This is a genomic window from Protaetiibacter intestinalis (assembly GCF_003627075.1).
GTDB lineage: Bacteria > Actinomycetota > Actinomycetes > Actinomycetales > Microbacteriaceae > Homoserinibacter > Homoserinibacter intestinalis.
This window is the reverse complement of sequence record NZ_CP032630.1, coordinates 1039694-1065176: the sequence shown is the minus strand read 5'-3', so window position 1 is coordinate 1065176 and position 25483 is coordinate 1039694. Positions and strand designations below refer to the sequence as shown.

At 72.2% G+C, this 25483-nt stretch carries 17 protein-coding genes; 7 read left to right on the top strand and 10 right to left on the bottom strand.

The genetic code is table 11. The features are described from left to right. Positions 1–12 precede the first annotated feature (12 nt). Both D7I47_RS05140 and D7I47_RS05135 read right to left on the bottom strand, forming a co-directional pair. Positions 13–618 (bottom strand): hypothetical protein, encoded by a 606-nt coding sequence (locus tag D7I47_RS05140; protein WP_120762047.1) that lies wholly within the window; start codon positions 616–618, stop codon positions 13–15. Between the two features lie 241 nt (positions 619–859). Continuing rightward, the gene (locus D7I47_RS05135) at positions 860–1849 is read right to left on the bottom strand and encodes an alpha/beta hydrolase (protein WP_120762046.1); all 990 of its coding nucleotides are present in this window, start codon (positions 1847–1849) and stop codon (positions 860–862) included. Positions 1850–2205: 356 nt separating this feature from the next. Here D7I47_RS05135 and D7I47_RS05130 point away from each other — a divergent pair, with 356 nt between their 5' ends. Next, complete coding sequence (locus tag D7I47_RS05130) at positions 2206–4281, top strand: DEAD/DEAH box helicase (RefSeq protein WP_120762045.1); 2076 nt, start codon at positions 2206–2208, stop codon at positions 4279–4281. A gap of 157 nt (positions 4282–4438) precedes the next feature. Here the strand turns inward: D7I47_RS05130 and D7I47_RS15020 are convergent, their stop codons facing one another. From D7I47_RS15020 to D7I47_RS05110, 4 genes are all read right to left on the bottom strand, one after another. Next, positions 4439–5929: a hypothetical protein gene (locus D7I47_RS15020; RefSeq protein WP_227000874.1), complete on the bottom strand. Its 1491-nt coding sequence runs from the start codon at positions 5927–5929 to the stop codon at positions 4439–4441. Between the two features lie 83 nt (positions 5930–6012). Next, on the bottom strand, positions 6013–8856 hold the full coding sequence (locus tag D7I47_RS05120) for an FtsX-like permease family protein (RefSeq protein WP_120762044.1): 2844 nt from the start codon (positions 8854–8856) through the stop codon (positions 6013–6015). Continuing rightward, positions 8853–9575 (bottom strand): ABC transporter ATP-binding protein, encoded by a 723-nt coding sequence (locus tag D7I47_RS05115; RefSeq protein ID WP_120762043.1) that lies wholly within the window; start codon positions 9573–9575, stop codon positions 8853–8855. Before D7I47_RS05115 ends, D7I47_RS05120 begins: the two co-directional genes overlap by 4 nt. Beyond that, a complete protein-coding gene (locus tag D7I47_RS05110) occupies positions 9572–10168 on the bottom strand; it encodes a PadR family transcriptional regulator (RefSeq protein WP_120762042.1) in 597 nt (198 codons plus the stop codon). The genes D7I47_RS05115 and D7I47_RS05110 overlap by 4 nt, the downstream gene beginning before the upstream one ends. A 252-nt stretch (positions 10169–10420) precedes the next feature. Between D7I47_RS05110 and D7I47_RS05105 the strand changes: the two genes are divergently transcribed. Continuing rightward, the gene (locus D7I47_RS05105) at positions 10421–14413 is read left to right on the top strand and encodes an ExeM/NucH family extracellular endonuclease (RefSeq protein ID WP_120762041.1); all 3993 of its coding nucleotides are present in this window, start codon (positions 10421–10423) and stop codon (positions 14411–14413) included. A 328-nt stretch (positions 14414–14741) separates the two neighbouring features. Beyond that, positions 14742–16658 (top strand): DNA helicase RecQ, encoded by a 1917-nt coding sequence (gene recQ / locus D7I47_RS05100; protein WP_120762040.1) that lies wholly within the window; start codon positions 14742–14744, stop codon positions 16656–16658. A 467-nt stretch (positions 16659–17125) separates the two neighbouring features. On the opposite strand, the gene D7I47_RS05095 is transcribed toward recQ, so the two are convergent. Continuing rightward, positions 17126–18637 carry an SPFH domain-containing protein gene (locus tag D7I47_RS05095; RefSeq protein WP_227000872.1) on the bottom strand — a complete coding sequence of 504 codons (1512 nt, stop codon included), beginning with the start codon at positions 18635–18637 and terminating at the stop codon, positions 17126–17128. 34 nt (positions 18638–18671) lie between these two features. Continuing rightward, positions 18672–19148 carry an NfeD family protein gene (locus D7I47_RS05090; protein ID WP_120762039.1) on the bottom strand — a complete coding sequence of 159 codons (477 nt, stop codon included), beginning with the start codon at positions 19146–19148 and terminating at the stop codon, positions 18672–18674. A 104-nt stretch (positions 19149–19252) separates the two neighbouring features. Here D7I47_RS05090 and D7I47_RS05085 point away from each other — a divergent pair, with 104 nt between their 5' ends. From D7I47_RS05085 to D7I47_RS05075, 3 genes are all read left to right on the top strand, one after another. Next, positions 19253–19957 carry a lysophospholipid acyltransferase family protein gene (locus D7I47_RS05085; RefSeq protein WP_227000870.1) on the top strand — a complete coding sequence of 235 codons (705 nt, stop codon included), beginning with the start codon at positions 19253–19255 and terminating at the stop codon, positions 19955–19957. Between the two features lie 38 nt (positions 19958–19995). After that, positions 19996–20862, top strand: coding sequence for a KPN_02809 family neutral zinc metallopeptidase (gene ypfJ, locus D7I47_RS05080; RefSeq protein WP_120762037.1), 867 nt, complete (start codon positions 19996–19998; stop codon positions 20860–20862). 214 nt (positions 20863–21076) lie between these two features. Then, the gene (locus D7I47_RS05075) at positions 21077–23197 is read left to right on the top strand and encodes an acyl-CoA dehydrogenase family protein (RefSeq protein WP_120762036.1); all 2121 of its coding nucleotides are present in this window, start codon (positions 21077–21079) and stop codon (positions 23195–23197) included. Here the strand turns inward: D7I47_RS05075 and D7I47_RS05070 are convergent. After that, positions 23182–23727 carry a hypothetical protein gene (locus D7I47_RS05070; protein WP_120762035.1) on the bottom strand — a complete coding sequence of 182 codons (546 nt, stop codon included), beginning with the start codon at positions 23725–23727 and terminating at the stop codon, positions 23182–23184. The genes D7I47_RS05075 and D7I47_RS05070 overlap by 16 nt on opposite strands. A gap of 99 nt (positions 23728–23826) precedes the next feature. Between D7I47_RS05070 and D7I47_RS05065 the strand changes: the two genes are divergently transcribed. Next, a complete protein-coding gene (locus tag D7I47_RS05065) occupies positions 23827–24720 on the top strand; it encodes a hypothetical protein (RefSeq protein ID WP_120762034.1) in 894 nt (297 codons plus the stop codon). Positions 24721–24735: 15 nt separating this feature from the next. Here the strand turns inward: D7I47_RS05065 and D7I47_RS05060 are convergent, their stop codons facing one another. Then, positions 24736–25470: a glycosyltransferase family 2 protein gene (locus D7I47_RS05060; RefSeq protein ID WP_120762033.1), complete on the bottom strand. Its 735-nt coding sequence runs from the start codon at positions 25468–25470 to the stop codon at positions 24736–24738. Between the last annotated feature and the right edge of the window lie 13 nt (positions 25471–25483).

The following is a 25483-nucleotide window of genomic DNA, read 5'->3' as shown; positions in this document are numbered from 1 at the left end:
GGGGCGCGCGGCTCACGTCGTGCGCGTCAGGGTGCCCTGGTCTATGGCCGTGATCCCACCGGAGTAGGTGTAGATGTAGCCGAGCTGCGTGAGCGGCGAGTCGAGCAGGGTCAGCACGACGGTCCCGTCGTCGGCGCAGCCGCCGGGAACCGTGAGCGTCTCGCTGAAGGTGACCGTCGTCTCGCTGCGCGCCGTCTGCGTCCACTCCGCCTCGCAGAGGAGCTCGGGGTAGGAGAGCACCCCGGATGCGACGGTGCCGTCGTCGGTGATCGTGACGAGGAGGTTGTAGCCGCCCGGCGGGTTGATCGCGCCTTCCCAGCTGCCGGCGATCGTGACGGGCGCGGGAGCGGTCGCGGTCGCCGTGGGCGTCGGGCTCGCGGTCGCGGTGGGTGCCGCGGTCGCGCAGCCCTCGTCGGCCGCGTGGGCCGCGGGGGAGGTCGCCATCCCGCCTGTCGTCAGGCTGAGCACCAGCACGCCGAGCAGCGCCGCCGGGGCGAGCCGTGAGCGTCGACGGACGAGCAGCGCGAGCGTGATCCCGAGCGCGACGGCGCCGGCAGCGATGGCGCTCACCACGATCCAGGCGTCGGAGGCGCCGGTGGCGGCGAGGCAGTCGGTCATCGGGATCCCCTCGATCAGAAAACTGCAATGATTGTACTTATTTGGCGCCCGCGCGCCAGCCGGGTGCAGTCTGCGGCCCCCGCCGCCCGCGTGCCGCGCGAAGCCGCCACTCCCCCCGCTGGTCGAGTGCCGCGCGAAGCGCGGTGTATCGAGACCCACGACGGACGCCCCTCGACGGGGCGCCCGTCGTCCGTGAGGCCCCACCGGTCCACGTCCGCACGGGTTTCGACCCGCCCGCTGCTCAACCCGCGGGCGGCGCCGCATCCGCCGCATCCGTCGCGGGGGCGACGGGCAGCTCCTTCGGGGCGAGGGTGCGGGCGTAGAAGTCGAGGATGCGCTGCTTGAGGCCGGCGTCGAGCATGGCGATCGAGTGCAGGGTGCCGGTGACGGTGACGAAGGTGGTGTCGACCCCGGCATCCCGCAGCGCGCGCACGAAGAGCTTCGCCTGCCCGAGCGGGATCATCTCGTCGGTCGAGTGGGCGACGAAGAACGGCGGGTCGCTCGCATCCACCCAGGTGTCGGCGGATGCCGCGACGGCGGCCGGGCAGGCGTCCTCGGTGGCGCAGCCGAGGTAGGCGAGCTGCACCGGTACGAAGTCGTCGGTGACGGCGACACCCGTGAGGTCGATGGGACCCGAGAGCTCGACGACCGCCGCCACGCGCGAGCCGACGTCGAGCGACCCGGTGCCGCGGGTGCCGAGCAGCGACACGAGGTTGCCGCCCGCCGAGCCCCCGAACGCGCCGATGCGGTCCGGGTCGATGCCGAAGCGGGCGAGCTGCTCGGGGTCGCGCAGCCACTCGACCGCCGCCCCGACGTCGTCGATGGCCGCCGGGTACGGGTGCTCGGGCGCGAGTCGGTAGTCGAGCGCGAAGGCCGGGTAGCCGGATGCGGCGAGCCACTGGCACACCGCGCGCCACGCCACGTCGTCCTTCGAGCCGCGGGCCCAGCTGCCGCCGTGCACGACGACGATCGCGGCGCGGGCGGGGTCGGTGAGCGCGTCGAAGTCGGGCGGGAGGCACGCGTCGAGCAGCAGCGGCTGCCCGTCTGCCGCCCCGTACTCGATGTCGGCGACGACGGGAACGTCGGGGTAGGTCGCGAGCTCGGGGTTGCTGGCGCCCGCCACCCCCTCGACCTCGGTCGACTCCGCGCCCTGCGGCGCGCATCCGCCGAGCGCGAGCGTCACGAGGCACAGCCCCGCCAGGGCGGCTCGTCTCGGGTTCGCGGCGCGCATGGTCGGACCACCGTAACCCCGACGGTGACGGTGTCAAACGCTGCAGCGCCTGGCCGACCGCGCCACCGATGTCGGGCGCGCGTGGCCGAACGCTGCAGCGTTTGACACGACTCTCACGGCGGATGCTCGGGTGCGGGAATACGGCACCCGCTATGCTCGACGGGTCGGCTCTCGACGAATCGCGGCATTGCGCCGCGTCTGATGCACCTTGTAGGTCGAGCGGGCCGGATCACCAGCGCATCCGCTGGTGAGGACTTCCACGAGGAAAACGGCCCCGGTCCACGTATGCCCGGGTTCTCGTCGCACGCGCGTTTCTGCGTGCGCGGCGCACTCTCATGAACACCGGAGACACATCGATGGCGTACAACGCGCGCGCCGCCCAGGGCGGCAAGAAGAACACGAGCAAGAAGGTCGGCGGCCCCTCCGCCAAGCACCGCGGCTACAAGCCCGAGGCGGATGCCGCTCGAGGCGGCAAGAAGCCCCGCTGGTCGAGCGAGCAGCGGGTCGCGAACGGTCGCGGCGTCGAGCGTCCGCGCGGGCAGCGCCAGGAGCGCGCCGAGGACGGCCGCCCCAACTGGGAGCCGCGCGGCAAGGACGCGCGCAACTCGGTGGAGCGCGCCCCCGCGGCCCGCAAGCGCGACACCGGCTACGGCGAGCGCCGCGACGACCGGGGTCGCACCGACCGCCCCCGCACCGACCGTTTCGTTCGGGAGGACGACGCGCCGCGGCGCGACGGATACCGCGACCGTGACGGCGTGTCATCCTCCCGAAGCAACCACGCGGGCGACCGCCCGCACCGTCTCGCCGGCGACCGCCCGCAGCGGCACAGCTACGGCACCGACCGTCCCCGCCGTGACGATGACCGCGCCCGTGACGACCGTCCGGCGCGCAGCTACGACGACCGCCCCCGCACCGAGCGTTTCGTTCGGGAGGACGACGCGCCGCGTCGGGACGGATATCGGGGCCGCGACGGCGTGTCGTCCTCCCGAACGGACAAGGATGCGCGCCCGCGTCGCGAGTACGGCGACCGGCCGCAGCGGGACGACCGCCGCGGCGGGTACCGGGACGATCGCGGTGGGTACCGGGACGAGCGCCCGCGTCGCGACGACCGCCCGCGCTACGAGGAGCGCCCGCGTCGCGACTATGACGACCGTCCGCGTCGCGACTTCGGCGACCGCGAGGACCGCGCCCCCCGCCCGCAAGTGGAGGACGTCGTGCTCGAGCGTCTCGAGGCGCAGGCCACCCTGGCATCCGACGTCGAGGGCATGACCTTCGGCGACCTCGGACTCGGCCAGAACATCGTGCGCGAGCTGGAGGAGCTGGGCGCCACGAGCCCCTTCGCCATCCAGGCCGCGACGATCCCGGATGTGCTGTCCGGCGGCGACGTGCTCGGCCGCGGCCGCACCGGCTCCGGCAAGACGATCGCCTTCGGCGCCCCGCTCGTCGAGCGGCTGCTGCGCATGCAGGCGGGCGACCAGAAGCGCCGCGAGTTCGGCCGCGCCCCGCGCGCGCTCATCCTCGCCCCGACGCGTGAGCTCGCCCTGCAGATCGACCGCACCGTGCAGCCGATCGCCCGCAGCGTCGGCCTCTTCACGACCCAGATCTACGGCGGCGTGCCCTACGCGCGTCAGCTCGGCGCGCTCGAGCGCGGTGTCGACATCGTGATCGGCACCCCGGGCCGCATCCAGGACCTCTCCGCATCCGGCAAGCTCGACCTCTCGAAGGTCGTCATCACGGTGCTCGACGAGGCCGACCACATGTGCGAGCTGGGCTTCGCCGAGCCGGTCACCGAGATCCTCGACCGCACCGCCGAGGGCGGGCAGCGTCTGCTGTTCTCCGCCACCCTCGACAAGGGTGTGGCGGACATCGTCGAGCGCTACCTGAAGGACCCGGCCGTGCACGAGGTCGCCGGCGAGGACCAGGCGAGCTCCACGATCGAGCACCGCGTGCTGCTGCTCGACCAGCGCGACAAGCAGGAGGTGCTCGTCGAGCTCGCCTCCGGCCCCGGCAAGAAGCTCGTCTTCGCGCGCACCCGCGCCTTCGCGGAGCAGCTCGCCGACCTGCTCGACGACGCCGGCATCCGCGCCGAGTCGATCCACGGCGACCTCACCCAGTCGCGTCGCCAGCGTGCCCTCGACAAGTTCGCGAACGGCCGCGTGCAGGCGCTCGTGGCGACGGATGTGGCCGCGCGCGGCATCCACGTCGACGACGTGTCGCTCGTGATCCAGGCGGATGCGCCCGACGAGTACAAGGCCTACCTGCACCGCGCGGGCCGCACGGGCCGCGCCGGCAAGGAGGGCACCGTCGTGACCCTCGTGCCGCGCAACCGCCGCCGCCGCACCGAGGAGCTGCTGCAGCGCGCCGACATCGTCGCCGAGTGGACGCCGGTCGTGCCGGGCGACGACATCATCCGCGAGCTCGCCGACCGCTGAGCCTGAGCCTGAGCGCCACGAGGGGGCGGCATCCGCAGGGATGCCGCCCCCTCGTCCTGGAGAAATGCAGGAGATATCGCGCTCGACGCCCGCAGAGGCCCGCACCGGCAGAGGAGCTGACGGGGGTCTCCTGCATTTCTCCGCCTCGTTCGGGCGGTCACGACCAGCCGTTGTCGAACCAGCCGTGCCAGAGGGCGTTGTCGAGACCCCGGCCGACCACGTCGAGCCGGTGGTCACCCCACGACGCGACGTCGAGCCCCGAGCTGAACTGGCCGCCGAGCGACTCCCAGCCGTGCCAGCTGCCGTTCCACCAGCGGTGCCAGGCGGCGTTGTCCTGGCCCCGGGCGACGATGTCGAGACGGTTCGGGCCCCAGGATGCGACGCCGGGCGCGGAGGTCAGCACCCCGCCGAGCGACTCCCAGTTGTGCCACGAGCCGTCGAACCACTTGTGCCACAGCGCGTTGTCCTGCCCGCGCGCGAACACATCCAGCCGGCCCGGGCCCCAGGATGCCACCGCCGGGTCGCTCGTGATGACGCCGCCGAGCGACTCCCAGTTGTGCCAGTGCCCGTCGAACCAGCGGTGCCACAGGGCGTTGTCCTGCCCGCGGGCGAAGACGTCGACGCGACCCTTGCCCCAGGATGCCGCGGCGGGTCCGGAGGTCAGCACCCCGCCGAGCGACTCCCAGTCGTGCCACGAGCCGTCGAACCACTTGTGCCACAGGGCGTTGTCCTGCCCGCGCGCCCAGATGTCGAGGCGTCCCTTGCCCCACGACGAGGCCGCGGGGTCCGAGGTGACGATGCCGCCGAGCGACTCCCAGTCGTGCCACGACCCGTTCCACCATCGGTGCCAGACGGCGTTGTCCTGCCCCCGCCCGACGAGGTCGAGGCGGTTCTTCGCCCAGGATGCCGCACCCGGCCCGGAGGTCAGGATGCCGCCGAGCGACTCCCAGCCGATCCCGTCGGGGCGGTGGCTGACCGCGCCGGTGAGACGGTAGTCGACGCCGCTCGGGTGGAAGCGCAGGTTGAGGTCCTGGTCGGCGAGCACCGGGATGGGGAGCGTCATCGAGGTGTCGACGGCCGCGAACACGAGCGGCGTCATCCCGATGAGGTCGTCGGGGTCGCCCCACGACTGCAGGAACAGCCCGATCGCCTCGAGCGTCGACGGCTCGACGGCGGCGCGGATGTTGCGCACGGCCGCGTCGATGTCGGGCTGCGGGTTGGCGAGGTTGAGGTTGCCCTGCTCGACGAGCCGGGTGATCTGGGTGCGTGCCGCGGCGATGAGGTCGTTCACGAGTCCGCGGATGGCGCTGAACGGGGTCGCATCCGATTCGAAGGTCAGCACGATCGCGCCCACCAGCTCGGGGAACTGCCCGGCCAGCACCTCGGCCTGGGTGGGGCGGTCGATGCCGCCGAAGGTGACGGTGCCCTGGTTGCGGGGGATCGCCTTCGACTCGCCGGAGTCGATGCCGTCCGCCCAGTCGTCGTCGAGCACGCCGCTCCAGAAGACGCTCGTGGAGCCGGGGGTTCGGAACCGGGACCGGAAGCCGATCGTGATGAGGTACGGCTCGTCGCCGTCGCTCCAGAAGTCGTCCTCGTCGGCGTCGACGACCCGCAGGCGGTCGAGCGCGATCGTCCATGATTCGGCCATGGTCGTGCCTTTCTCTCTGTTCCGCGGTCGGACGGCCGCGTACGAGGGAGGAGGCCCGACGACGCCGAGTGATACCCGCGGACTCAGCCCACGCGACGCACCGCGACCCGCCGCCGCCCCGCGGTCGCCCACGAGCCGATCGCGATCGCGAGCGGCACACCGACCACGGCGAGCCCGAGTTGAAGCCACGGCGCCGCGAAGTCCTGCAGCGGTCCGCCGCCGGTCCATCCGCCCTGCTCCTGGGCGAGCCGGGTCGCGAGGGCGAGCGTCAGCACCGGCAGCACCCCGACCGCGGCGCCGAGCAGCGTCCCGATGCCGGCGACCACGATCGCCTGCCAGAACGCGACCGAACGGCGCAGGCGCGGCGGGGCGCCCACGGCATCCAGCACCTCGTCGTCGCGCCGGCCGTCGGCGCGGGCGAGGCCGATCGCGACGGATGCGGAGGCGAAGGTGATGAGCGCGACGAGCCCCAGCATCGCCCACGCGAAGCCGCCCGCGTACTGGGGCGGTCCCGCCTCGTAGCGGGCGCTCGCGTTGCCGATGAGGGTTTGCATCCCGGCCCAGAGCGCCTGGTACTGGCGATCGCTGACACCGCCCGGCGCGGGGGCGACGACGCGCACCGGCCCGTAGTCGAGACCCAGCCGGTCGGCGGCCGAACGCGACAGCAGCACCCCGTAGAGCCCGGTGTAGTCCGACGCGACCGACAGTGCGGGCACCGTGACGGAGCGCAGCGGGTCGTCGCCCTCCGACGGCCCGCGCAGCTGCGCGTCGCTCCAGGTGTCGAGCGTGACCTTCCCGTCCTCCACATATTCCGGCCAGAACGCGATCGCGCCGCCGCCCGCCAGCATCCGCGCGGCGTCGTCGTCCGGCTTGTGGCCCAGGATGACGGCCAGGTCGTTCGCGTCGCCCACGTAGAGGTGGTCGTTGCGACCGAACTCGTACGGGAAGCTCGGCACGCACGAGGGGGTCGACTGCTCGCACGGCGAGACGCCGTACACGTGCGGTGTCGTCCACTCGGCGTCCGGCTGCTCGGCACCGAACGTCATCGGGTCGAGCACCGCCTCCAGTACCGTCACCTCGGCGGTGCCGAGCACGCTCGAGAACAGCGCCCGCACGTCGTCGACCTGGTCGTCGGTGGGGAAGGTGCGCACGGACGCGGAGGAGGGGTCGCTCGGGTCGAAGAGGCCCACGGGCGCCAGGTCTCCGCTCACGTCGCCGATCGGCACCTCGTACCGCCACTCGTCGTCGATCGTCTTCTGACCGGATGCCAGATAGGTCATGAGGAAGACGGCGACGCACACCGTGCTCATGACCGCGGCCGCCGCGGGCACCGAGCGCGCGTGGTTGCGGCTCGCATCCCGGCTCGCGAGCCGTGCGCCGTCTCCCACCCGGCTCAGGATGCGGGCAGCGCCGCCCAGCAGCGCCGGCGTCGTGAGGGCGAGGCCGAGCTGCAGCACGATCGCGCCCCCGACGAGCACCGCCATGGCGATCCAGACGACGTCGAGCTGATACCGCGGCCAGTAGCCGAGCACCGCCAGCAGCCCGCCGACGGCGAGCAGCCCGGCCCCGACGAGCGCGACCACGGTTCCTGCGACGGCGCGGCGCCTGTGGGCCGGCTGCGGGCGGCGCGAGCCGCGTAGCGCGGCGACCACGTCGATCCGTCGCGCCCCGCGCGCCGCCGCGAGCGCCGCCAACCACCCCGCGAGCACGCCGACGGCGAGCACCGGCAGGAGCGCGAGCGGCCAGGGGTGGAAGCCCGGCAGCGTCACGGCGTTGCCGTCGTCGGTCAGCGCGTAGTAGCCCCAACCGGCGAGCACGCCGAGGCCGATCCCGATGAGGCCGCCGACTCCGCCGAGCACGACGCCGCCCATCGAGACGATGCGTGAGACGAGCCGCGGGTCGCCGCCGACGCTCGCCACGGTCGCGAGCGAGCGCTGGTCGGCGCGCATGCCGACGATGAACGCGGCTCCGGCGAGGAGGCACACCTGGAACACGGCGAAGCCGCCGATGAGCAGCAGCAGCGAGATGTAGCCGGAGTTGATGTCGTCGGTCCACGAGCCGGAGCCGGCGCCCACGGAGAAGTCGCCGGGCGCCGGGGGATGCTCGACCACCTGGCGCGAGTAGGCGATCCAGCCCTTCTGATTGAGCTCGCGCACCGCGCTCCAGTCGAGCTCGGTGTCGGGCAGGTAGAAGAAGGCGTGCGTCGGGTCGTCGGCCGCGCGGACGTCGCTCACCGCACCGTCGCGCGCGAACACGGTCGCGGTGTCACCGGATCGGGCCCGGTCCTCGATGACGCCGACGACGGTGCCGGTGACCGTGCGGGGCGCGACGATCCGTACGGTTCCGCCGAGCTCGACGCCGAGCCGTTCGAGCGCGGAACCGCTGAGCGCGAACTCGTCGTCGCGCTGCGGCGCCCGCCCCTCGGCCAGGTGGTAGCGCCCCTCGAGCGCGGGATCCCCCGCGTCGCCCTCGATCACCGTGACCGCGTCGATGCCGGCATCCGTGCGCACGGTGGCGTTCACCTCGGAGGTCGAGAGCACACGGGTGCCCGTGGGGAACACCGCATCCGGCGCGAGCACCTCGGCGTCGGGGTCGTAGCCGGTGGGCTCGTAGTTCTCGTCGACGTCCCGCTCCGCCCATCCCGCGACGGTCGGCGACTGGTCGAGCGTCGGGTCGGGCGGCGAGTACGCCTGCACCATCGCCTCGGTGCGGCCGAGGGCGTAGGCGAGCTTCTCGTCCGTGGTCGGGACGGTGCTGGTGATGAGCACGGTGCCGGCCGCGAGTCCGATCGTCGGCAGGGCCACGAGCGCCACGATGAGCGCACTGCGCCCTGGATGCCGCAGTGCCGTGCGCCACGCGATCCGCGCCGCCACCCGGCTGGTGCGCTTCGAGCGCGACGGCAGCGCCGCATCCGCCCGCGAGCTCACGCCCGGCCCCCGACCATGGCATCCACGCCGCGGTAGCTCGACTCGTCGACGATGCGGCCGTCGCGGATGAACACGATCCGGTCGGCCCAGGCGGCGTGCCGGGCGTCGTGGGTGACGAGGATGCCGGCGGCGCCGTGGTCGACGCGGGTGCGCAGCATCCGCAGCACGACCTCGCCGGTGGTCGAGTCGAGGGCGCCGGTGGGCTCGTCGGCCAGGATGAGGCTGCGGCCGCCGACGACCGCGCGGGCGATCGCGACCCGCTGCTGCTGGCCGCCGGAGAGGTCGTCGGGGAAGCGGTCGGCCTGCTCGGCGAGTTCGACCGTGGAGAGCGCGTCGCGGGCGGCGCGGCGCGCCTTCGAGGCCTTCCAGCCGTCGAGCTCGAGCGGCAGCGCGACGTTCTCGATCGCGGTGAGCGCGGGCACCAGGTTGTAGTCCTGGAAGACGAAGCCGAGGTGGCGGCGGCGCAGGGTCGCGAGCTGGCCGGCGCTCAGGCTGCTGAGCCACTGCCCGTCGACGATCACCTCGCCCGAGGTGGGCTTCACGAGGCCGCCCGCGACCGTCAGCAGGGTGGACTTGCCGGATCCGGATGCACCCATGACGGCCACGAGCTCGCCGCGGTGCACCTCGAGGTCGACGCCGGAGAGGGCGGTGACGGCGGTGGGACCCGAGCCGTACTGCACGGAGACGCCGTCGAGGCGGAGGAGCGGGGTGGTGGTCATCGGGTGGTCTCGGTCTCGGCAGCGGCGGTGGTCTCGATACGCCCGCTGTGCGGGCTACTCGACCGACGGGGGGTGCGAGACGTGCGCGCTTCGCGGGCCAGGCGGGCCTCCGAGTGGTCGAGCCAGCGCACCTCGGCCTCGAGCTGGAAGATCATCGACTCGAGCACGAGCTCCCAGGCGAGGTCGCCGGAGTCCTCGCGCTTGAGGCGCGTGAGGTCCTGCAGCGCGCCGAGCGTCGCGGTGCGCTGGGTCTGGATGAGCGCCGGGATGTCGACCCCCGGCAGGGTGACCGCGAGCGCGAGCTTGATGGCGAGCTCGTCGCGGCTCGCGCGCTCGCGGGTCACCGGATGCCCGAGCCAGTCGGCGGTCGCCGCGCGGCCGGCGTCCGTGATCTCGTAGAGCAGCTGTCCCTCCTCGGTGCTCGCGCCGCGACGTACGAGGCCGTCGCGTTCGAGCCGGTCGAGGGTCGTGTAGACCTGCCCGATGTTGAGCGGCCAGGTGCCGCCCGTGCGCTGCTCGAACTCGGCCCGCAACTGGTAGCCGTAGTTCGGCCCCAGTTCGAGCACGGCCAGCAGGCCCTGTCGCACGCTCATGTCACTCCCTCGTCATCGCGGATGCATCACGAGTATATGCATACCCGGTATGCAATCCCGGGGACATCGGGGATGACCCTGATCTCCGCCGTGCGACGCACTGCGCAGATGAGCGCCGGATGAACGCCCGATGACGCGGATGCGCGAAGGGTTGCGCGGCGTCGGGGGCGGAGGGTAGGCAAGGGGGTGGCCCCCAACCGGGGGGTAACCCGACCAACGCTGTCCCCTTCGAACAACGGAGCACCGCGCGTCATGACAACTCCAGAAACCCTCGATCCGTCGCGCCCCGCCCGGCGCCGTCTCACCGCCGTCGCCGCGGCCGCCGTCGCCGCCCTCGGGCTCGCCACGCTGAACGCGACCCCCGCGCTCGCGGCCGACACCACCCACACGATCGCCGAGGTGCAGGGCACCGGCGCGACCACCCCGCTCGGCGGCCAGACGGTCACCGTCGAAGGCGTCGTCACGGGCTACTACAACGCCGCATCCGGCTACCGCGGGCTCTACCTGCAGAGCGCCGGATCCGGGGGAGACACCGACGCCACCCCCGGCGCATCCGACGGCATCTTCGTCTACTTCAACCAGCTGAACCCCGCCGTGGCGGTCGGCGACCTCGTGAAGGTCACCGGCACCGCGGGCGAGTACGGCGGCCAGACCCAGCTCACCGCGACCTCCGCATCCGCATACGAGGTCGTCGAGGCGGGCGCGGGCCTGCCCGCGGCCACGCCGCTGCCCGACACCGTCGTCGGCGACGCGCGCGAGGCCTTGGAGGGCATGCTCGTGCAGCCGACCGGCGACTACCGCCTGGCATCCAGCCACGAGCTGTACAACTTCGGCTCGCTCTGGCTCTCGGCCGGCGGCGAGCTCGTCAAGTCGACCGAGACGACGGATGCGGGCGACGCCGCGAACGCGATCGCCGCGTCGAACCTGGCCCGGCGTCTCATCGTCGACGACGGCTACTCGATCCGCGTCGACAACAGCGCGCATGCGGGGGACCAGCCGTACTTCACGGCCGACACGGTCGTCCGCAACGGCGACCGCTTCGTGCCGCCGACCAACACGATGATCCTCGGCTACGGCTTCGACAACTGGCGCCTGCAGCCGCAGACGCCGCTCACCGATGCCAGCCCGGCCGAGTACAAGCCCAGCTTCGAGACCCTCAACCCGCGCCCCGCGACGGCCCCCGAGGTCGGCGGCGACGTGCAGTTCGGCTCCTTCAACGTCTTCAACTACTTCACGACCTTCGGCGGCGACGCGCGCGGCGCATCCGGCCCCGAGCAGTTCGCGAAGCAGAAGGCGAAGATCGTCGCCGCGATCAACGGGCTCGGCGCGGATGTCGTGGCGCTCGAGGAGATCGAGAACTCCGCCGTGCTCGGCGAGACCGCCGACGAGGCGCTCGGCGACCTCGTCGCGGGGCTCAACGACGCGGCCGGCGCCGGTACCTGGGACTACATCCCCACGCCCGACGCCGCGAACGGCGACGGCAACGACGTCATCACGACCGCGATCATCTTCAAGCCGTCGGTCGTGACGCCCGTCGGCGACAGCTTCGCCGACGCGGACGCCGTGTGGGACATCGCGCGCAAGCCGGTCGCCCAGACCTTCGACATCGGCGACGGCCGGCTGGTGACCGTCGTGGCGAACCACCTCAAGTCGAAGAGCCCGCCGAGCGGCAACACCGCCCCCGAGCCGGCCGACGGCCAGGGCTTCTTCAACGCCGAGCGCACGGCGCAGGCGGAGCGCCTCGTCGACTTCGTCGCCGGCATCGCCGCCGACCCGGCCAAGAGCTCCGACGTCATCCTGCTCGGCGACTTCAACGCCTACGGCCAGGAGGACCCGGCCCAGGCGCTCACCGACGCCGGCTTCGTCGACCTCGTGCCGACGAAGGCGCAGGGCCAGTACACCTACAGCTACAACGGCGAGCTGGGCTCGCTCGACCACGCCTTCGTCAGCGGCTCGCTCGCGAGCTCGGTCACGGGCGTCGGGGTGTGGGGCATCAACTCGGCCGAGTGGAGCGACCGCGGCTACGCCTACGGCGCCACCGACGGCACGAGCCCGTACCGCTCGAGCGACCACGACCCGGTCGTGGTCGGGGTGAGCGCCGTCAAGCCGCCGGTCACGATCGACCTGCTGAGCATCAACGACTTCCACGGCCGGCTCGAGGCCTCCTCGACGACCGCGGGGGCGGCGGTGCTCGGCGGCATGGTCGACTCCTACGAGGCGGCCAACCCGAACACCCTGTTCGTGGGCGCGGGCGACCTCATCGGCGCCTCCACCTTCACCTCGTTCATCCAGCACGACGAGCCCACGATCGACGCGTTCAACGAGATCGGGCTCGACGCGAGCTCCTTCGGCAACCACGAGTTCGACCAGGGGCGCGCGGATGTCGACGACCGCATCCTCGAGCACGCGGACTGGCCGTACCTCGCCGCGAACCTCTACGACCGCGCGACGGGCGAACCCGCCTACCAGGAGTACGAGGTGCGCGAGTTCGACGGCGTGCGGATCGGCTTCATCGGCGCCGTCACCGAGGACCTCACCGAGCTCGTGAGCCCCGCGGGCATCGCGAGCCTCGAGGTCAAGGAGGTCGTGCCCGAGGTGAACCGGGTCGCCGAGCAGCTCAGCGACGGCGACGACTCCAACGGCGAGGCCGACATCCTGGTGCTGCTCGTGCACGAGGGCGCCGCGACCACCGACATCTCGAGCGCGACCGACGACTCCAACTTCGGCCGCATCGTGAACGGGGTCGACCCCGACGTCGACATGATCATCTCCGGTCACACGCACCTCGCGTACGACTTCGACGTGCCGATCCCCGGCACCGACCGCACGCGTCCGGTCATCTCCTCCGGCCAGTACGGGGCGATGTACGGGCACTCGACGATCGTCTACGACCCCGAGACGGAGGCCCTCTCGATCGAGACCGAGAACCTCAACCTGATCGGCGCATTCGCGCCCGACCCGGCCGTCGCGCAGATCGTCGCGGATGCCGTGGAGGTCGCGAAGGAGCTCGGCGGCGTCTCGCTCGGCACGATCACGCAGGACATCCGGCGCGCCGTGCAGTCCGACGGCTCCGAGAACCGCGGCGGCGAGTCGATGATCGGCAACCTCATCGCCGACGCGCAGCTCGAGGCGACCAGCGACCTCGGAACCGAGGCCGCGCTCATGAACCCGGGCGGCATCCGCGCCGACCTGGTGTACGCGGGCACGGGCGAGGACGACCCGGACGGCAACGTCACCTACGCGGAGGCGGCGCTCATCCAGCCGTTCGCCAACACGCTCGTGACGCTCGACCTCACGGGGGCGCAGCTGAAGGCCGTGCTCGAGCAGCAGTGGCAGCCGGCCGGGGCGGCGCGTCCGTTCCTGAAGCTCGGGCTGTCGCAGGGGCTCGAGTACGTCTACGACCCGGCCGCGGCGGCGGGATCGCACATCACGGCGATCACGCTGAACGGCGAGCCGGTGACCGACGACCAGGTGGTCAAGGTGGTGACGAACTCGTTCCTCGCCGCCGGCGGCGACAACTTCGGCGCCTTCGCCGAGGGTGCGAACAAGGCCGACTCGGGGCGCATCGACCTCGACGCCTTCGTCGCCTACATCGGCGAGCACTCGCCGGTCGCCCCGCCCACCGAGCAGCGCGCCGTGGGCGCGACGCTCACGGCCCCCGCCGACGGCACCGCCTACCAGGCGGGCGAGCAGGTGACGGCCGAGTTCTCGTCGCTGCTGTTCAGCGCGGGAGGTGCCACCTCGGGCGATGCCACCGTGAGCCTCGGCGGCGAGGTGCTCGGCACGGGCGCCATCGCACTGCAGATCGTCGACACGACGGACGAGCAGGGCACCGCCACCGTGACCTTCACCGTCCCGGAGGGGGTCGAGGGCGCCCAGACGCTCACGATCTCCGGTCCGGGCGGCACCGAGGTGACGCTGCCGATCGACGTGGCCGCGGCCACCGAGCCGGCCGAGCCGGTCGCCACCCGCACGAGCGGCTCCGCGCCGTTGATCGTGTGGGGCTCGCCGGTGAAGTACACCGTCACGGTGCGCACGGCCGACGGGTCGCCCGCGGTGGGCGAGCTCGTCATCCGCGACGGCCTCAAGACGGTCGCGACCGTGCAGCTCACCGAGGCGGACCACGGCAAGGTGACCGTCAACCTCGGCAAGCTGAAGCGCGGCATCCACCTGCTGTCGGCGCAGTTCCACGGCGAGGGCTTCGACCCGTCGCTCAGCTGGCCGTCGCCGGTGATCGTGCTGTAGCCCGGTCGCCGGATGCGTGAAGCGGCCCGCAGGTCCATCCCACTGGTGCCTGCGGGCCGCTGCGCGGCCGTGCACCGCGTGGGGTTTCTGGGGTCCACATGAAGGTGCGGGGGTCGCCGCCCCCCGACGGCGATCCCCCGCTCCGGATTCCCCCCAGATATCCGGTTTACCTTGAAGACGAAGGTAACGATTCAATCCGACGTGCGCGACGACCCCGAAGGGGGGGCACCCGTGCGGGGGTGAACGCGCTTTCACGCCCGCGGCGCGGCGATCCACAGGCGGCGTCCCCGATCCGGTCGACGTCCGAGCCGCCGGGTACGGTAGGCGCATGCCCGCCCCCCTCGAGGTCCTCCACCGCGTCTTCGGCTACGCCGGATTCCGCGGCGACCAGGGCGCCATCATCGACCGGGTGGTGGGCGGCGGCGACGCGGTCGTGCTCATGCCCACGGGCGGCGGCAAGTCGCTGTGCTACCAGATCCCCGCCCTCGTGCGGCAGGGCACGGGCGTCGTCATCTCGCCCCTCATCGCCCTCATGCAGGACCAGGTCGATGCGCTCGCCGCGCTCGGGGTGCGGGCGGCGTTCCTCAACTCCACGCAGAACCCCGACGAGCGACGGCTCGTCGAGCAGGAGCTGCTCGCGGGCGAGCTCGACCTGCTCTACCTCGCGCCCGAGCGGCTGAAGCTCGAGAGCGCGCGCGAGCTGTTCGACCGCGCCCCGATCGCCCTGTTCGCGATCGACGAGGCGCACTGCGTCTCCCAGTGGGGGCACGACTTCCGCCCCGACTACCTCGGCCTCTCGGTGCTGCACGAGCGCTGGCCCACCGTGCCGCGTATCGCCCTCACCGCCACGGCCACCGCCGCCACCCGTCACGAGATCGTCGAACGGCTCGAACTGCAGGGCGCGCAGCAGTTCGTGTCGAGCTTCGACCGCCCCAACATCCAGTACCGCATCGAGCCCAAGAACCAGCCGCTCGCGCAGCTGCTGCAGCTCATCCGCACCGAGCATCCGGGCGATGCGGGCATCGTCTACTGCCTCTCGCGCGCCTCCGTCGAGAAGACGGCCGATGCTCTCGTGGCCGAGGGCATCCCGGCGCTGCCGTACCACGCGGGGCTGGATGCGGGGGTGCGCGCCCGCAACCAGGCGCGGTTCCTGCGCGAGGACGGCATCGTCATGGTCGCCACGATCGCCTTCGGCATGGGCATCGACAAGCCGGACGTGCGCTTCGTCGCCCACCTCGACCTGCCGAAGTCGGTCGAGGGCTACTACCAGGAGACGGGGCGTGCGGGCCGCGACGGCCTGCCGTCGACGGCGTGGCTCGCCTACGGCCTGCAGGACGTCGTGCAGCAGCGGCGCATGATCCAGGAGTCGGAGGGCGACGCCGCCTACAAGCGGCGCGCATCCCAGCACCTGGACGCCATGCTCGCCCTCTGCGAGACGGTCGAGTGCCGCCGGGTGCAGCTGCTGAACTACTTCGGGCAGGCCTCCGAGCCGTGCGGCAACTGCGACACCTGCCTCGCGCCGCCCGAGGCGTGGGACGGCACGGTGCCGGCCCAGAAGCTGCTGTCGACGATCGTGCGCCTGCAGCGCGAGCGCAACCAGCGCTTCGGCGCCGGGCACCTCATCGACATCCTGCTCGGGCGCGACACCGAGCGCATCCGTCAGCAGCGGCACGACGAGCTGCGCACCTACGGCATCGGCGGCGAGCTCGGCGAGCAGGAGTGGCGCGGGGTGGTGCGGCAGCTGCTCGCGCAGGGGCTGCTCGCCGTCAACACCGACGGCTACGGCACGCTCGTGATCACCGAGGCCTCGGCATCCGTGCTCGACGGATCGCGCACGGTGTCGCTGCGGCGCGAGCCGGAACGGGTCGCCAAGCAGAAGAAGCGCAGCGCGGGCGCCGAGCTGCCCGAGGCGGCGCAGCCGCTCTTCGAGCGCCTGCGGGCGTGGCGTGCCGACGTCGCTCGCGCGCAGGGCGTGCCTGCCTACATCGTCTTCGGCGACGCGACGCTGCGCGGCATCGCCCTCACCGAGCCCGCGAGCCTCGCCGAGCTCGGCACCGTCTCGGGCGTCGGTGAGAAGAAGCTCGAGGCCTACGGCGCCGCGGTGCTCGCCCTCGTCGCGGGCGACGAGCCCCCCGCGCCCGCGCCGGCCGTGGCATCCGCCCCCGCATCCGCCCCCACTCCTGCGGCCCCGGACGACGACTACCCACCCCTCACCGACGACGACGCCCCGCCCCTCGACTTCTGAGCGCGCCCGTGCGGTCGGGACGCCATCACTCGCGGTGTTGCGCCGATCGGATGGAGAAGTCGTCGCGCGGCGGGGGAAACCTCTCCCGCCGGGCGACCGCCCCGCCGCCCGCGCCAGCGAATGCCCCCGCCGAAGGTGCAACTCGTCCCGCCGGCGGAGCACCCGCAGCCATCCCCGGAACAAAGCCCGAAGCGTTTCCGCAACTCAGGAGATCCGGCGCTTCCGTCGGGAATCGGCGCCGCACCCGTGCAATCTCCTGAGTTGCGAGAACCGCGGTTTCCGTAACTCAGGAGATCGGGGCGGGGGAGCTGCGGATGCGCCGAAACGTGCGAAGTCTCCTGAGTTGCGAAGAACGACGGGCGCGGGGACGACGATGGCGCGGGGACGACGACGGCGCCGGGACGACGACGGCGCGGGGATGACGACGGCGCCGGCCCACAGGACCGGCGCCGTCGGGCGGGAGTGCGTCAGACCGCGGGCGGTGCGTCCGTCGGCTTCGGGGCCTTCGCGGCGGCCCGCTTCGCCGTGGCGGCGAGGTCGGAGCCGCCGAGCGCGGCACCCGCGGCGCCGCCGAGCAGCGCCGAGAGGTCGAGCCCGGTGAGGTTCTTCACGACCGCGGGGATCTCGGAGGCCACATCCGTGACCGTCTTGGTGACGGCGGATGCGCCCTCGTTCGAGATGACGGTGAGGTTGCCGATCTTCGACAGCGGCTCCGACACGGCGCGGGTGATCTCCGGCAGGCGGCCGATGATCTCCTGCGCGAGGGCGGCCTCGCCGTACTTCTTGAGCGCCTCGGCCTTGGCGTCGATCGCCTTCGCCTCGGCGAGACCCTCGGCGGCGACGGCCGCGGCCTTCGCCTCGCCCTCGGCCTTGATACCTTCGGCGAGCGCCACCTGCTTGTCGCGCTCGGCGACACCGGCGAGCCGCACCGCCTCGGCGGCGGCCTGGGCGTCCTGCACCGCGGCCACCTTGTTCGCCTCGGCGATCTTGGTGCGCTTGAACGCATCCGCCTCGGTCGCCGCGTTGGCGGCGTCGCGCTCGGCGGTGGCCGCCTGCACGGTCGCGTAAGCCGCGGCCTCGGCGGGCTTGCGCACCGAGATGTCGAGGCGCTCCTGCTCCACCCGGGCCTGCTCGGCGAGCGCGTCGCGCTGCTGTACGGCGACGATCTTGTCCTGCTCGGCGGTGGCGAGCTGGCCGGCGGCGTTCGCCTCGGCGTTGGCGCGGTCGGTCTCCGCCTTGATGGCGGCCTGCTTGAGCGAGAGCGCCTTCTGACGCTCGGCGATCTGCTCGGCGGCCTCGATGCGGGCGAACTCGGCCGCGCGCTGCGTCTCGGCCTCCTTGACCTCCGCGTTCTGGCGGGCGAGGGCGGCCTCGGCGCGACCGAGGTCGGCGAGGTAGCTCGTGCCGGGTGTGGAGATGTCGGAGATGTTGAGCAGGTCGACCTGCAGACCCTGCTCGGCGAGGTCGGCCTTCGTCGCCTCGACCACGGCCTCCGACAGCGCGTTGCGGTTGGAGATGATCTCCTGGATCGGCATGTTGCCGATGATCGAGCGCAGCGACCCCTCGAGCGACTGCTGGATGATCTGCGTGAGCGAGTTCTGCTGCGAGAGGAAGCGCTGGGCGGCGCGGCGCACGCCCTCGGCGGTGCCCGAGACCTTGAAGTTGACGGATGCCTGGATGGCGAGCTTGATGAAGTTCTTGTCGACGCCCTCCACCGCGATGCCGATCTGACGCTGCTCGAGCGACACGAGGAAGCCCTGCTGCAGGATCGGCCAGATGAACACGCGACCGCCGATCACGACCCGCTGGCCGGCATCCGGCTCGGCCACCTTGCCGCCGGCGCCGCGGCCGACGACGACCATGGCCGAGTTCGGCGGAACCCGCTTGATGCGTCCGGCGATGAAGCCGAAGATCGCGAGCGCGACGATGATGAGCGCGATCACGGCGAAGACGGTGACGTTCTCGGAGATGAAGTTCACGGGAGCGTGCCTTTCGGGGTGGTGTGCGGGTGGTTCAGTTCTCGGGCGCCGGGGTGGCGCGCTCGACGCGCACGCGGGCGCCCTGCAGCTCGATCACGCGGATGCGGGTGTCGCGCGGGATCGTCTCGTCGGCGAACGCGAGCCGCGTCTCGATCTCGTGCGGCCCGTCGAGGCTCACCTCGCCCGAGGTGGTGGTGACGGTCGAGCGGGTGACGCCGTAGAGCCCGACGGGAGACGACGGCGTGCCGTCTTCGCTGCGGCGCAGACTGCGGATGAGCAGCTGCACGCCGACCAGCACGACGATGCCGACGACGGCAGAGATGAGGTAGGCCGACCACTCGGGCAGCCCGTTCGAGACGGCGATCGCGCCCGAGGCTCCGAACACGACGAGGGCGCTGCCCACCGCGGTGCCCGACAGTGCCCCGTCGAGGAAGTCGAGGATCTCGTCGAAGACGAGCGAGATCAGCACGAGGACGAGTCCGATTCCGCCGACGATGAGGAAGGGGAGCATGCCCTGAGTCTAGGGTGAGGGCTTCTCGTGTGCCCAGGGGAGAGGTCGGGGAGCGCTCCCCTCGTCATACCTCGCGCGGAATGCGCGGGTGCGAGGGTGGGGGGATGCGCTTCCTCAGCCGTCTGCTGCTGTCGCCGCTCGCGCGTCTCGTGTTCCGGCCGCGGGTGATCGGTCGGCGCAACGTTCCCCGGCGGGGCGGCGTGCTGCTGGCGAGCAACCACCTCGCGTTCATCGACAGTATCGTCATCACGCTCGTCGCGCGGCGCTCGGTGTCGTTCATGGCGAAGTCGAGCTACTTCACCGGACGCGGCGCGAAGGGCCGACTGCAGCGCGGCTTCTTCCGCGGCGTCGGCGCGGTGCCGGTGGAGCGCGGCGCGGGCTCGGCCGCGCAGGACGCGCTGGATGCCGGTCTGCGGGTGCTCGAGGCGGGCGAGGCGTTCTCGATCTACCCGGAGGGCACCCGCTCGCGCGACGGCCGCCTCTACCGCGGGCGCACGGGCGTCGCCTGGCTGGCCCTCACCGCGGGGGTGCCGGTCGTGCCGGTGGCCCTCGTCGGCACCGACGACATGCAGCCGGGCGGCAAGGGCCCCATCCGCTTCGCCCGCGTGACGGTGCGCTTCGGCGAGCCGCTCGACCTCTCCGTCTACGGCCCCGCGAGTTCGGGCCGTGCCCGCCGCGAGGCGACGGATGCCGTGATGGCCGCGATCCAGCGCATGTCGGGCCAGGAGGTGGCGGGCGTCTACAACGAGCCGCCGCCCGCGACCGTGCGCGAGCGGGTCGGCCGCATCCTGCACCCGGAGCGCCGCTGACCGTCGCCCTTTCGCGTCGGCGGGACTAGCGTCGTCGCATGACGTTCAACGACGACGCGGACATCAGCAAGGGTCGCGTCAGCCGCCGCGCGAAGACCGGCATCGCGCTCGGTGGCGGGGGCGGGCTCATCGGCATCGTGGTGCTCATCGTGGCGCTCGCCGGCGGCCCGGATCTCACCGGCCTCGTCGAGGGCGTCGGCGGCGGGGGCTCGGGCGGCGAGGACACCGCGGTCGGGTGCACGAGCGGCGAGGAGGCGAACGAGTCGGTCGACTGCCGCATGCAGGGCGCCTACGCCTCGCTCGACGACTACTGGGCGAGCCAGGTGGAGGGCTACCGCAGTCCCGCCGACTTCGTGCTGTTCACCGGCTCGGTGAACACCGGATGCGGGAGCGCGTCGAGCGCGGTCGGCCCGTTCTACTGCCCGCCCGACGAGACCATCTACCTCGACACCGGCTTCTTCGACGAGCTCACGAGCCTGGGCGGCAGCAGCGCCCCACTCGCCCAGCTGTACGTCGTCGCGCACGAGTGGGGGCACCACATCCAGAACATCGTCGGGCAGATGGACGGCCTCGACACCTCGGCCACCGGCCCCGACTCGGATGGCGTGCGGCTCGAGCTGCAGGCCGACTGCTACGCGGGGGCCTGGGTCGGTGCGGCCGAGGACACGGTCGACGACCAGGGCAACCGCTACCTCGACCCGATCACCGACGACCAGCTCGCCGAGGCGCTCGCGACGGCGCAGGCGATCGGCGACGACCGCATCCAGGAGACCACGCAGGGTCAGGTGAACCCCGAGACCTGGACGCACGGCTCGAGCGAGCAGCGGCAGCGCTGGTTCGAGGTGGGGCGCACGAAGGGCCCGCAGGCGTGCGACACCTTCTCGATCCCGGGCTCGCGGCTCTAGCTTCGGGAGGACGACACGCCGTGATCGCCGGCCGGGCCGTCCGTCGGCCGGCGTGTCATCCTCCCAAACGAAATCTGTGATCGTTTGGCGGATTCCGACAACGGCGGCCGACGGCTCAGGCCGCCGTTTGGTGCCCGCCGGACGAGAGGTTAGACACCCTCGGACACCGGATCTACCGTGAGGTCATCCCCTCGATCCCCGCACGGAGGACGCCATGACGCGCACAGAGACCGGCCCCGACACGACCGCCGAACTCCCCGACGAGGTGTCGACGCCGCGCGATGCGGCCACCGCATCCGCCGCGCTCGAGGTCGACGTCGCCTGGCTCGGCGAGTACCTGCTCGGCCGCTGGGCCGAGGACCGCAAGGCCTCCCGCGCGCTCGTCTCGCGCGAGGAGTTCCAGTTCGTCGGCAACCTGAGCTACCAGGAGCACCGCGCCCGCGTGCTCGGCCAGCTGCACCGCCTCGTCGAGGAGGACGCCGTGCACCGCGCCTTCCCGAAGAGCCTCGGCGGCCGGGACGACCACGGCGGCAACATCGCCGCCTTCGAGGAGCTCGTGCTGGCCGACCCCTCGCTGCAGATCAAGTCGGGCGTGCAGTGGGGCCTGTTCGCGGCCGCGATCCTGCACCTCGGCACCGAGGAGCACCACGAGAAGTTCCTGCCGGATGCGCTGAGTCTCGCCGTGCCGGGCGCGTTCGCGATGACCGAGATCGGGCACGGATCGGATGTCGCCTCGGTCGCCACGACCGCCACCTACGACGAGGCCACCGACGAGTGGGTGATCGACACCCCGTTCCGCGCCGCGTGGAAGGAGTTCCTCGGCAACGCGGCCCTGCACGGGCGCGCGGCCGTGGTGTTCGCGCAGCTCATCACGAAGGGCGTCAACTACGGGGTGCACGCGATCTACGTGCCCATCCGCGACGCATCCGGGGCGCTGCTCCCCGGCGTCTCGAGCGAGGACGACGGCCTCAAGGGCGGCCTCAACGGCATCGACAACGGCAAGCTCGCCTTCGACCACGTGCGGGTGCCCCGCACCAACCTGCTCAACCGCTACGGCAGCGTCGACGAGCACGGCGACTACAGCTCGCCCATCGAGAGCCCCGGCCGCCGCTTCTTCACGATGCTCGGCACGCTCGTGCAGGGCCGGGTGTCGCTCGACGGCGCCTCGACCCTCGCCGCGAAGGCCGCGCTGCACATCGCCATCACCTACGGCAGCCAGCGTCGCCAGTTCACCGCGGGCACCTCCGACGAGGAGGTGCTGCTCGACTACCAGCGCCACCAGCGCCGGCTGCTGCCGCGCCTCGCGCAGACCTACGCGATGTCGTTCGCGCACGAGGAGTTCCTCGACATCTTCGACCGCGTGTTCTCCGGCGTCGAGGACACCCCTGCCACCCGCGAGGACCTCGAGACGATCGCCGCCGCCCTCAAGCCGCTGTCGACGTGGGCGGGCCTCGAGATCCTGCAGGAGGCCCGCGAGGCCTGCGGCGGCGCCGGCTTCATGGCCGAGAACCGCCTCACCCAGCTGCGCGCCGACCTGGACATCTACGCGACTTTCGAGGGCGACAACAACGTGCTGCTGCAGCTCGTCGCCAAGCGCCTGCTCACCGACTACGCCCGCAAGTTCAAGAACGCGGATGCCGGGGCGATGGCGCAGTACGTCGCCGGCCAGGTGGGGGAGGCGACCGTCAACCGGACGGGCCTGCGTCAGCTCGGCCAGGCGATCGCCGACTTCGGCTCGCGCGCCCGCTCGGTGGGCTTCGTGCGCGACGAGGCCTCGCAGCGTCAGCTGCTCACCGACCGCGTGCACACCGCGGTTGCCGAGCTCGCCGGCAAGCTGCGCCCGGCATCCAAGCTGTCGCCCGCGGACGCGGCGGCGCTGTTCAACCGCTACCAGAACGACCTCATCCTGACGGCGCGCGCCCACGGCGAGCTGCTGCAGTGGGAGGCGTTCACGCGGGCGCTCGCCGGGGTGCCGGAGGGCGACACCAAGCAGGTCATGACGTGGCTGCGCGACCTGTTCGGGCTCGGCCTCATCGAGAAGGACGCCGCCTGGTACCTCACCCACGGCCGCCTCTCGGGGCAGCGCGCGGAGGCCATCACGGCGTACATCGACGACCGGCTGCTGCCGCGCATCCGTGCGCACGCCGTCGAGCTCGTGGCGGCGTTCGGCCTCACCCCCGAGCTCGTGCGGGCGCCGCTCGCCTCGGGCGGCGAGCAGCTGCGACAGGACGAGGCGCGCGCCTACTATGCGGCGCTGCGCGAGTCGGGCGAGGCGCCCGTCGACGAGAAGTCGCTGCGCTCCGCGAAGAAGGAGCGGCCTCAGTCGTCGAGGTAGTCGCGCAGCTCCTCGCGCAGCGACTGGAGGGCGCGCGAGCGGGCGAGGCCCTTGAGCGGCTTCGTGCGCCCGCGGCCCGGGATGGCGGCGGCGGTCGCCGCGATCTCGTCGAGGGCGCCCGCCCGCGCCTCGACGATGAGGGATGCGACGGCCTCGTCGTCGGCGGCGAGCGCGCGCAGCTCGACGGCGAGCGCGCGCAGCACCTTGCGCCGCAGCTTCAGGGTGGGCACGTCGCGGTCGACGAAGTCGCGGGCGGTCGCGGCGCGCAGGTGCCTGCCGCGCGCGAAGTCGAGTTCGCGGGTGACACGGGCGGCATCCGCCTCCGTCTCCGCGGCGACCGCCTCCAGTTCGGTGCGCACGGCATCCGCGTACCAGCCCTCGTCGAAGTCGGCGCCGTCGCGCAGCGCCCGCAGGATGACGACGTTCTTCACCTGCTGCCGCACGCCCGCGCGCGCGACGAGCATCGCATCCGCGACGCGGTCGGCGAGGCTGACGCGGCGGATGCGACGGTCGGGACGGCGGAAGGGCATCGACGTCACGTTAGCCCGGGGAGGACTCCCCGTGGATGAGTCCTGCTCGATTCGGGGGAGTCTGACACAATCGCTGAAACGCCCGTCGAAGGAGACTCCGTGACCACCACGCCGGAACCCACTACCCCCGCAGAAGCCGAGGCCGCCGCCCCGGAGCGCCGCTCGCGCGCCGCGACCCTGTCGCTGTACCTGACGATCGGCACGCTGCTCGCCGCGGCGCTGCTCGGCGGCTACTTCATCATCATCGGCGACCAGGCCAACGTGGCCGGGCGGGCGTGGTTCACGCTCTTCCTCGTCGCCGCCTTCGCGGGTGCGGTCGTGCTCGACGCCTACGCCGCGCACGGTCCGAACAAGTGGTACCTGGCGGCATCCACCATCGTCAACGTCGTGATCGTCGCGGTGGGTCTGCTGAAGATCTGGAACGGCTGGCTGCAGCCCGAGAACACCGCCGACCCGGGGGTGTGGATCGAGCAGACCGGTCGGCTGATCGCCGTGATCGTGCTGCTGCGCGTCGCGCTGCTCGTCACCCAGCTCTACGGCCTCTACTTCGTCTCGCGCGCGAAGTCGAAGGCCACCCGGTACTCGAGCATGGTCACGATCCTGTTCGTCTGGGTCGTCGCGCTCATCCTGGCGATCCCCTCGGCCTTCCCGGCGCCCGAGTGGCCGGACTGGTGGTGGCGTGCCGCGGGCGCGGCGGCGCTCGTCGCGGTGGTCTCGCTCGTCATCCCGCTCGTCGTGCGCGCCTTCGAGCCGAAGTCGCCGGCACCCGCCGTGCAGGCGCCGGCCGCCGGCTACGGTGCGCCCGTGCAGTACGTGCAGCAGCCGGTGCAGTACCAGCCGATCCCGCCGGGCTACGCGCCCGTGCAGCAGGCGCCGGTCGCCGAGGTGCCGCCCGTGCCGCAGGCACCCGTCGCCGAGGTGCCCCCGGTTCCGCAGGCCCCCGCGGCGGGCGAGCCCGCCGGCGAGCCCGGCGCCCCCGTACCCCCGCAGTAGCGGGGCGGGTTGGTATCACCAACCCGAGGACGTCGCCCCATGCGCAGCCCATCCCGGCCGGCGGGCCCGAGTCCGGACCACCCGGCCGGCGAACCGTGTCCAGGAGATCGAGGCCAGCAGTAGGGCATGTTGCCTGGCCGCACGTGGGCGACCGAAGAAGCTCCCTGCGATCTTCGAGCGGCCGAGTCGATCCCGGTACGGGACCGCGATCCATCCGAGGCGCGCGCGTGGGAGCTGTTCGGCGGCGTAGAGCGTGATGTCTAGGTTCCACGCGAACTGCGGGTGGAATGATCGGCCGGCGGAGTACAGTGCCGATCTTCTAAAAGCGCGAACTGAACCAAGGTCGGGGAAGAACCATCCCGGCGTTGCTCGACGTGCCCAGCTGTCGCGGATGCGACTGGTCAGGAGCGGCCCTCTACGGCGTCCGGAGGGCCCCACGAGTCGTGCGCCGACGACGAAATCCACGCGGTCGAGCGTGATCTGCTGAATCAGCGGGATGATGTCGCACGGGTCGATCGTGCCATCGCAGTCCATCACGCACACGACGTCGGTGAGGGCCGCGGACACGCCGAGTTCAACACATCGACCGGCTTCGCGGGGCTCGCGGTGTTCGATGACATGGACGCCGCGCGATCGGGCGTAGTCTGCGGAGCCGTCGCACGAGCCGTTGTCCACGACGATGACGTCGAGGCCGGATGGAATGCGCGGGAGCAGCCAGTGCAGTGCCTGGATCTCGTTGAGACACGGCATGACGATCGTTGCT

Excerpts from the sequence above, each read along its gene's own strand:
- D7I47_RS05140 (WP_120762047.1), bottom strand. The coding sequence starts at position 618 with ATGACCGACTGCCTCGCCGCCACCGGCGCCTCCGACGCCTGGATCGTG.
- D7I47_RS05135 (WP_120762046.1), bottom strand. The coding sequence starts at position 1,849 with ATGCGCGCCGCGAACCCGAGACGAGCCGCCCTGGCGGGGCTGTGCCTC.
- D7I47_RS05130 (WP_120762045.1), top strand. The coding sequence starts at position 2,206 with ATGGCGTACAACGCGCGCGCCGCCCAGGGCGGCAAGAAGAACACGAGC.
- D7I47_RS15020 (WP_227000874.1), bottom strand. The coding sequence starts at position 5,929 with ATGGCCGAATCATGGACGATCGCGCTCGACCGCCTGCGGGTCGTCGAC.
- D7I47_RS05115 (WP_120762043.1), bottom strand. The coding sequence starts at position 9,575 with ATGACCACCACCCCGCTCCTCCGCCTCGACGGCGTCTCCGTGCAGTAC.
- D7I47_RS05110 (WP_120762042.1), bottom strand. The coding sequence starts at position 10,168 with ATGAGCGTGCGACAGGGCCTGCTGGCCGTGCTCGAACTGGGGCCGAAC.
- D7I47_RS05105 (WP_120762041.1), top strand. The coding sequence starts at position 10,421 with ATGACAACTCCAGAAACCCTCGATCCGTCGCGCCCCGCCCGGCGCCGT.
- recQ (WP_120762040.1), top strand. The coding sequence starts at position 14,742 with ATGCCCGCCCCCCTCGAGGTCCTCCACCGCGTCTTCGGCTACGCCGGA.
- D7I47_RS05090 (WP_120762039.1), bottom strand. The coding sequence starts at position 19,148 with ATGCTCCCCTTCCTCATCGTCGGCGGAATCGGACTCGTCCTCGTGCTG.
- D7I47_RS05085 (WP_227000870.1), top strand. The coding sequence starts at position 19,253 with ATGCGCTTCCTCAGCCGTCTGCTGCTGTCGCCGCTCGCGCGTCTCGTG.
- ypfJ (WP_120762037.1), top strand. The coding sequence starts at position 19,996 with ATGACGTTCAACGACGACGCGGACATCAGCAAGGGTCGCGTCAGCCGC.
- D7I47_RS05075 (WP_120762036.1), top strand. The coding sequence starts at position 21,077 with ATGACGCGCACAGAGACCGGCCCCGACACGACCGCCGAACTCCCCGAC.
- D7I47_RS05070 (WP_120762035.1), bottom strand. The coding sequence starts at position 23,727 with ATGCCCTTCCGCCGTCCCGACCGTCGCATCCGCCGCGTCAGCCTCGCC.
- D7I47_RS05060 (WP_120762033.1), bottom strand. The coding sequence starts at position 25,470 with ATGCCGTGTCTCAACGAGATCCAGGCACTGCACTGGCTGCTCCCGCGC.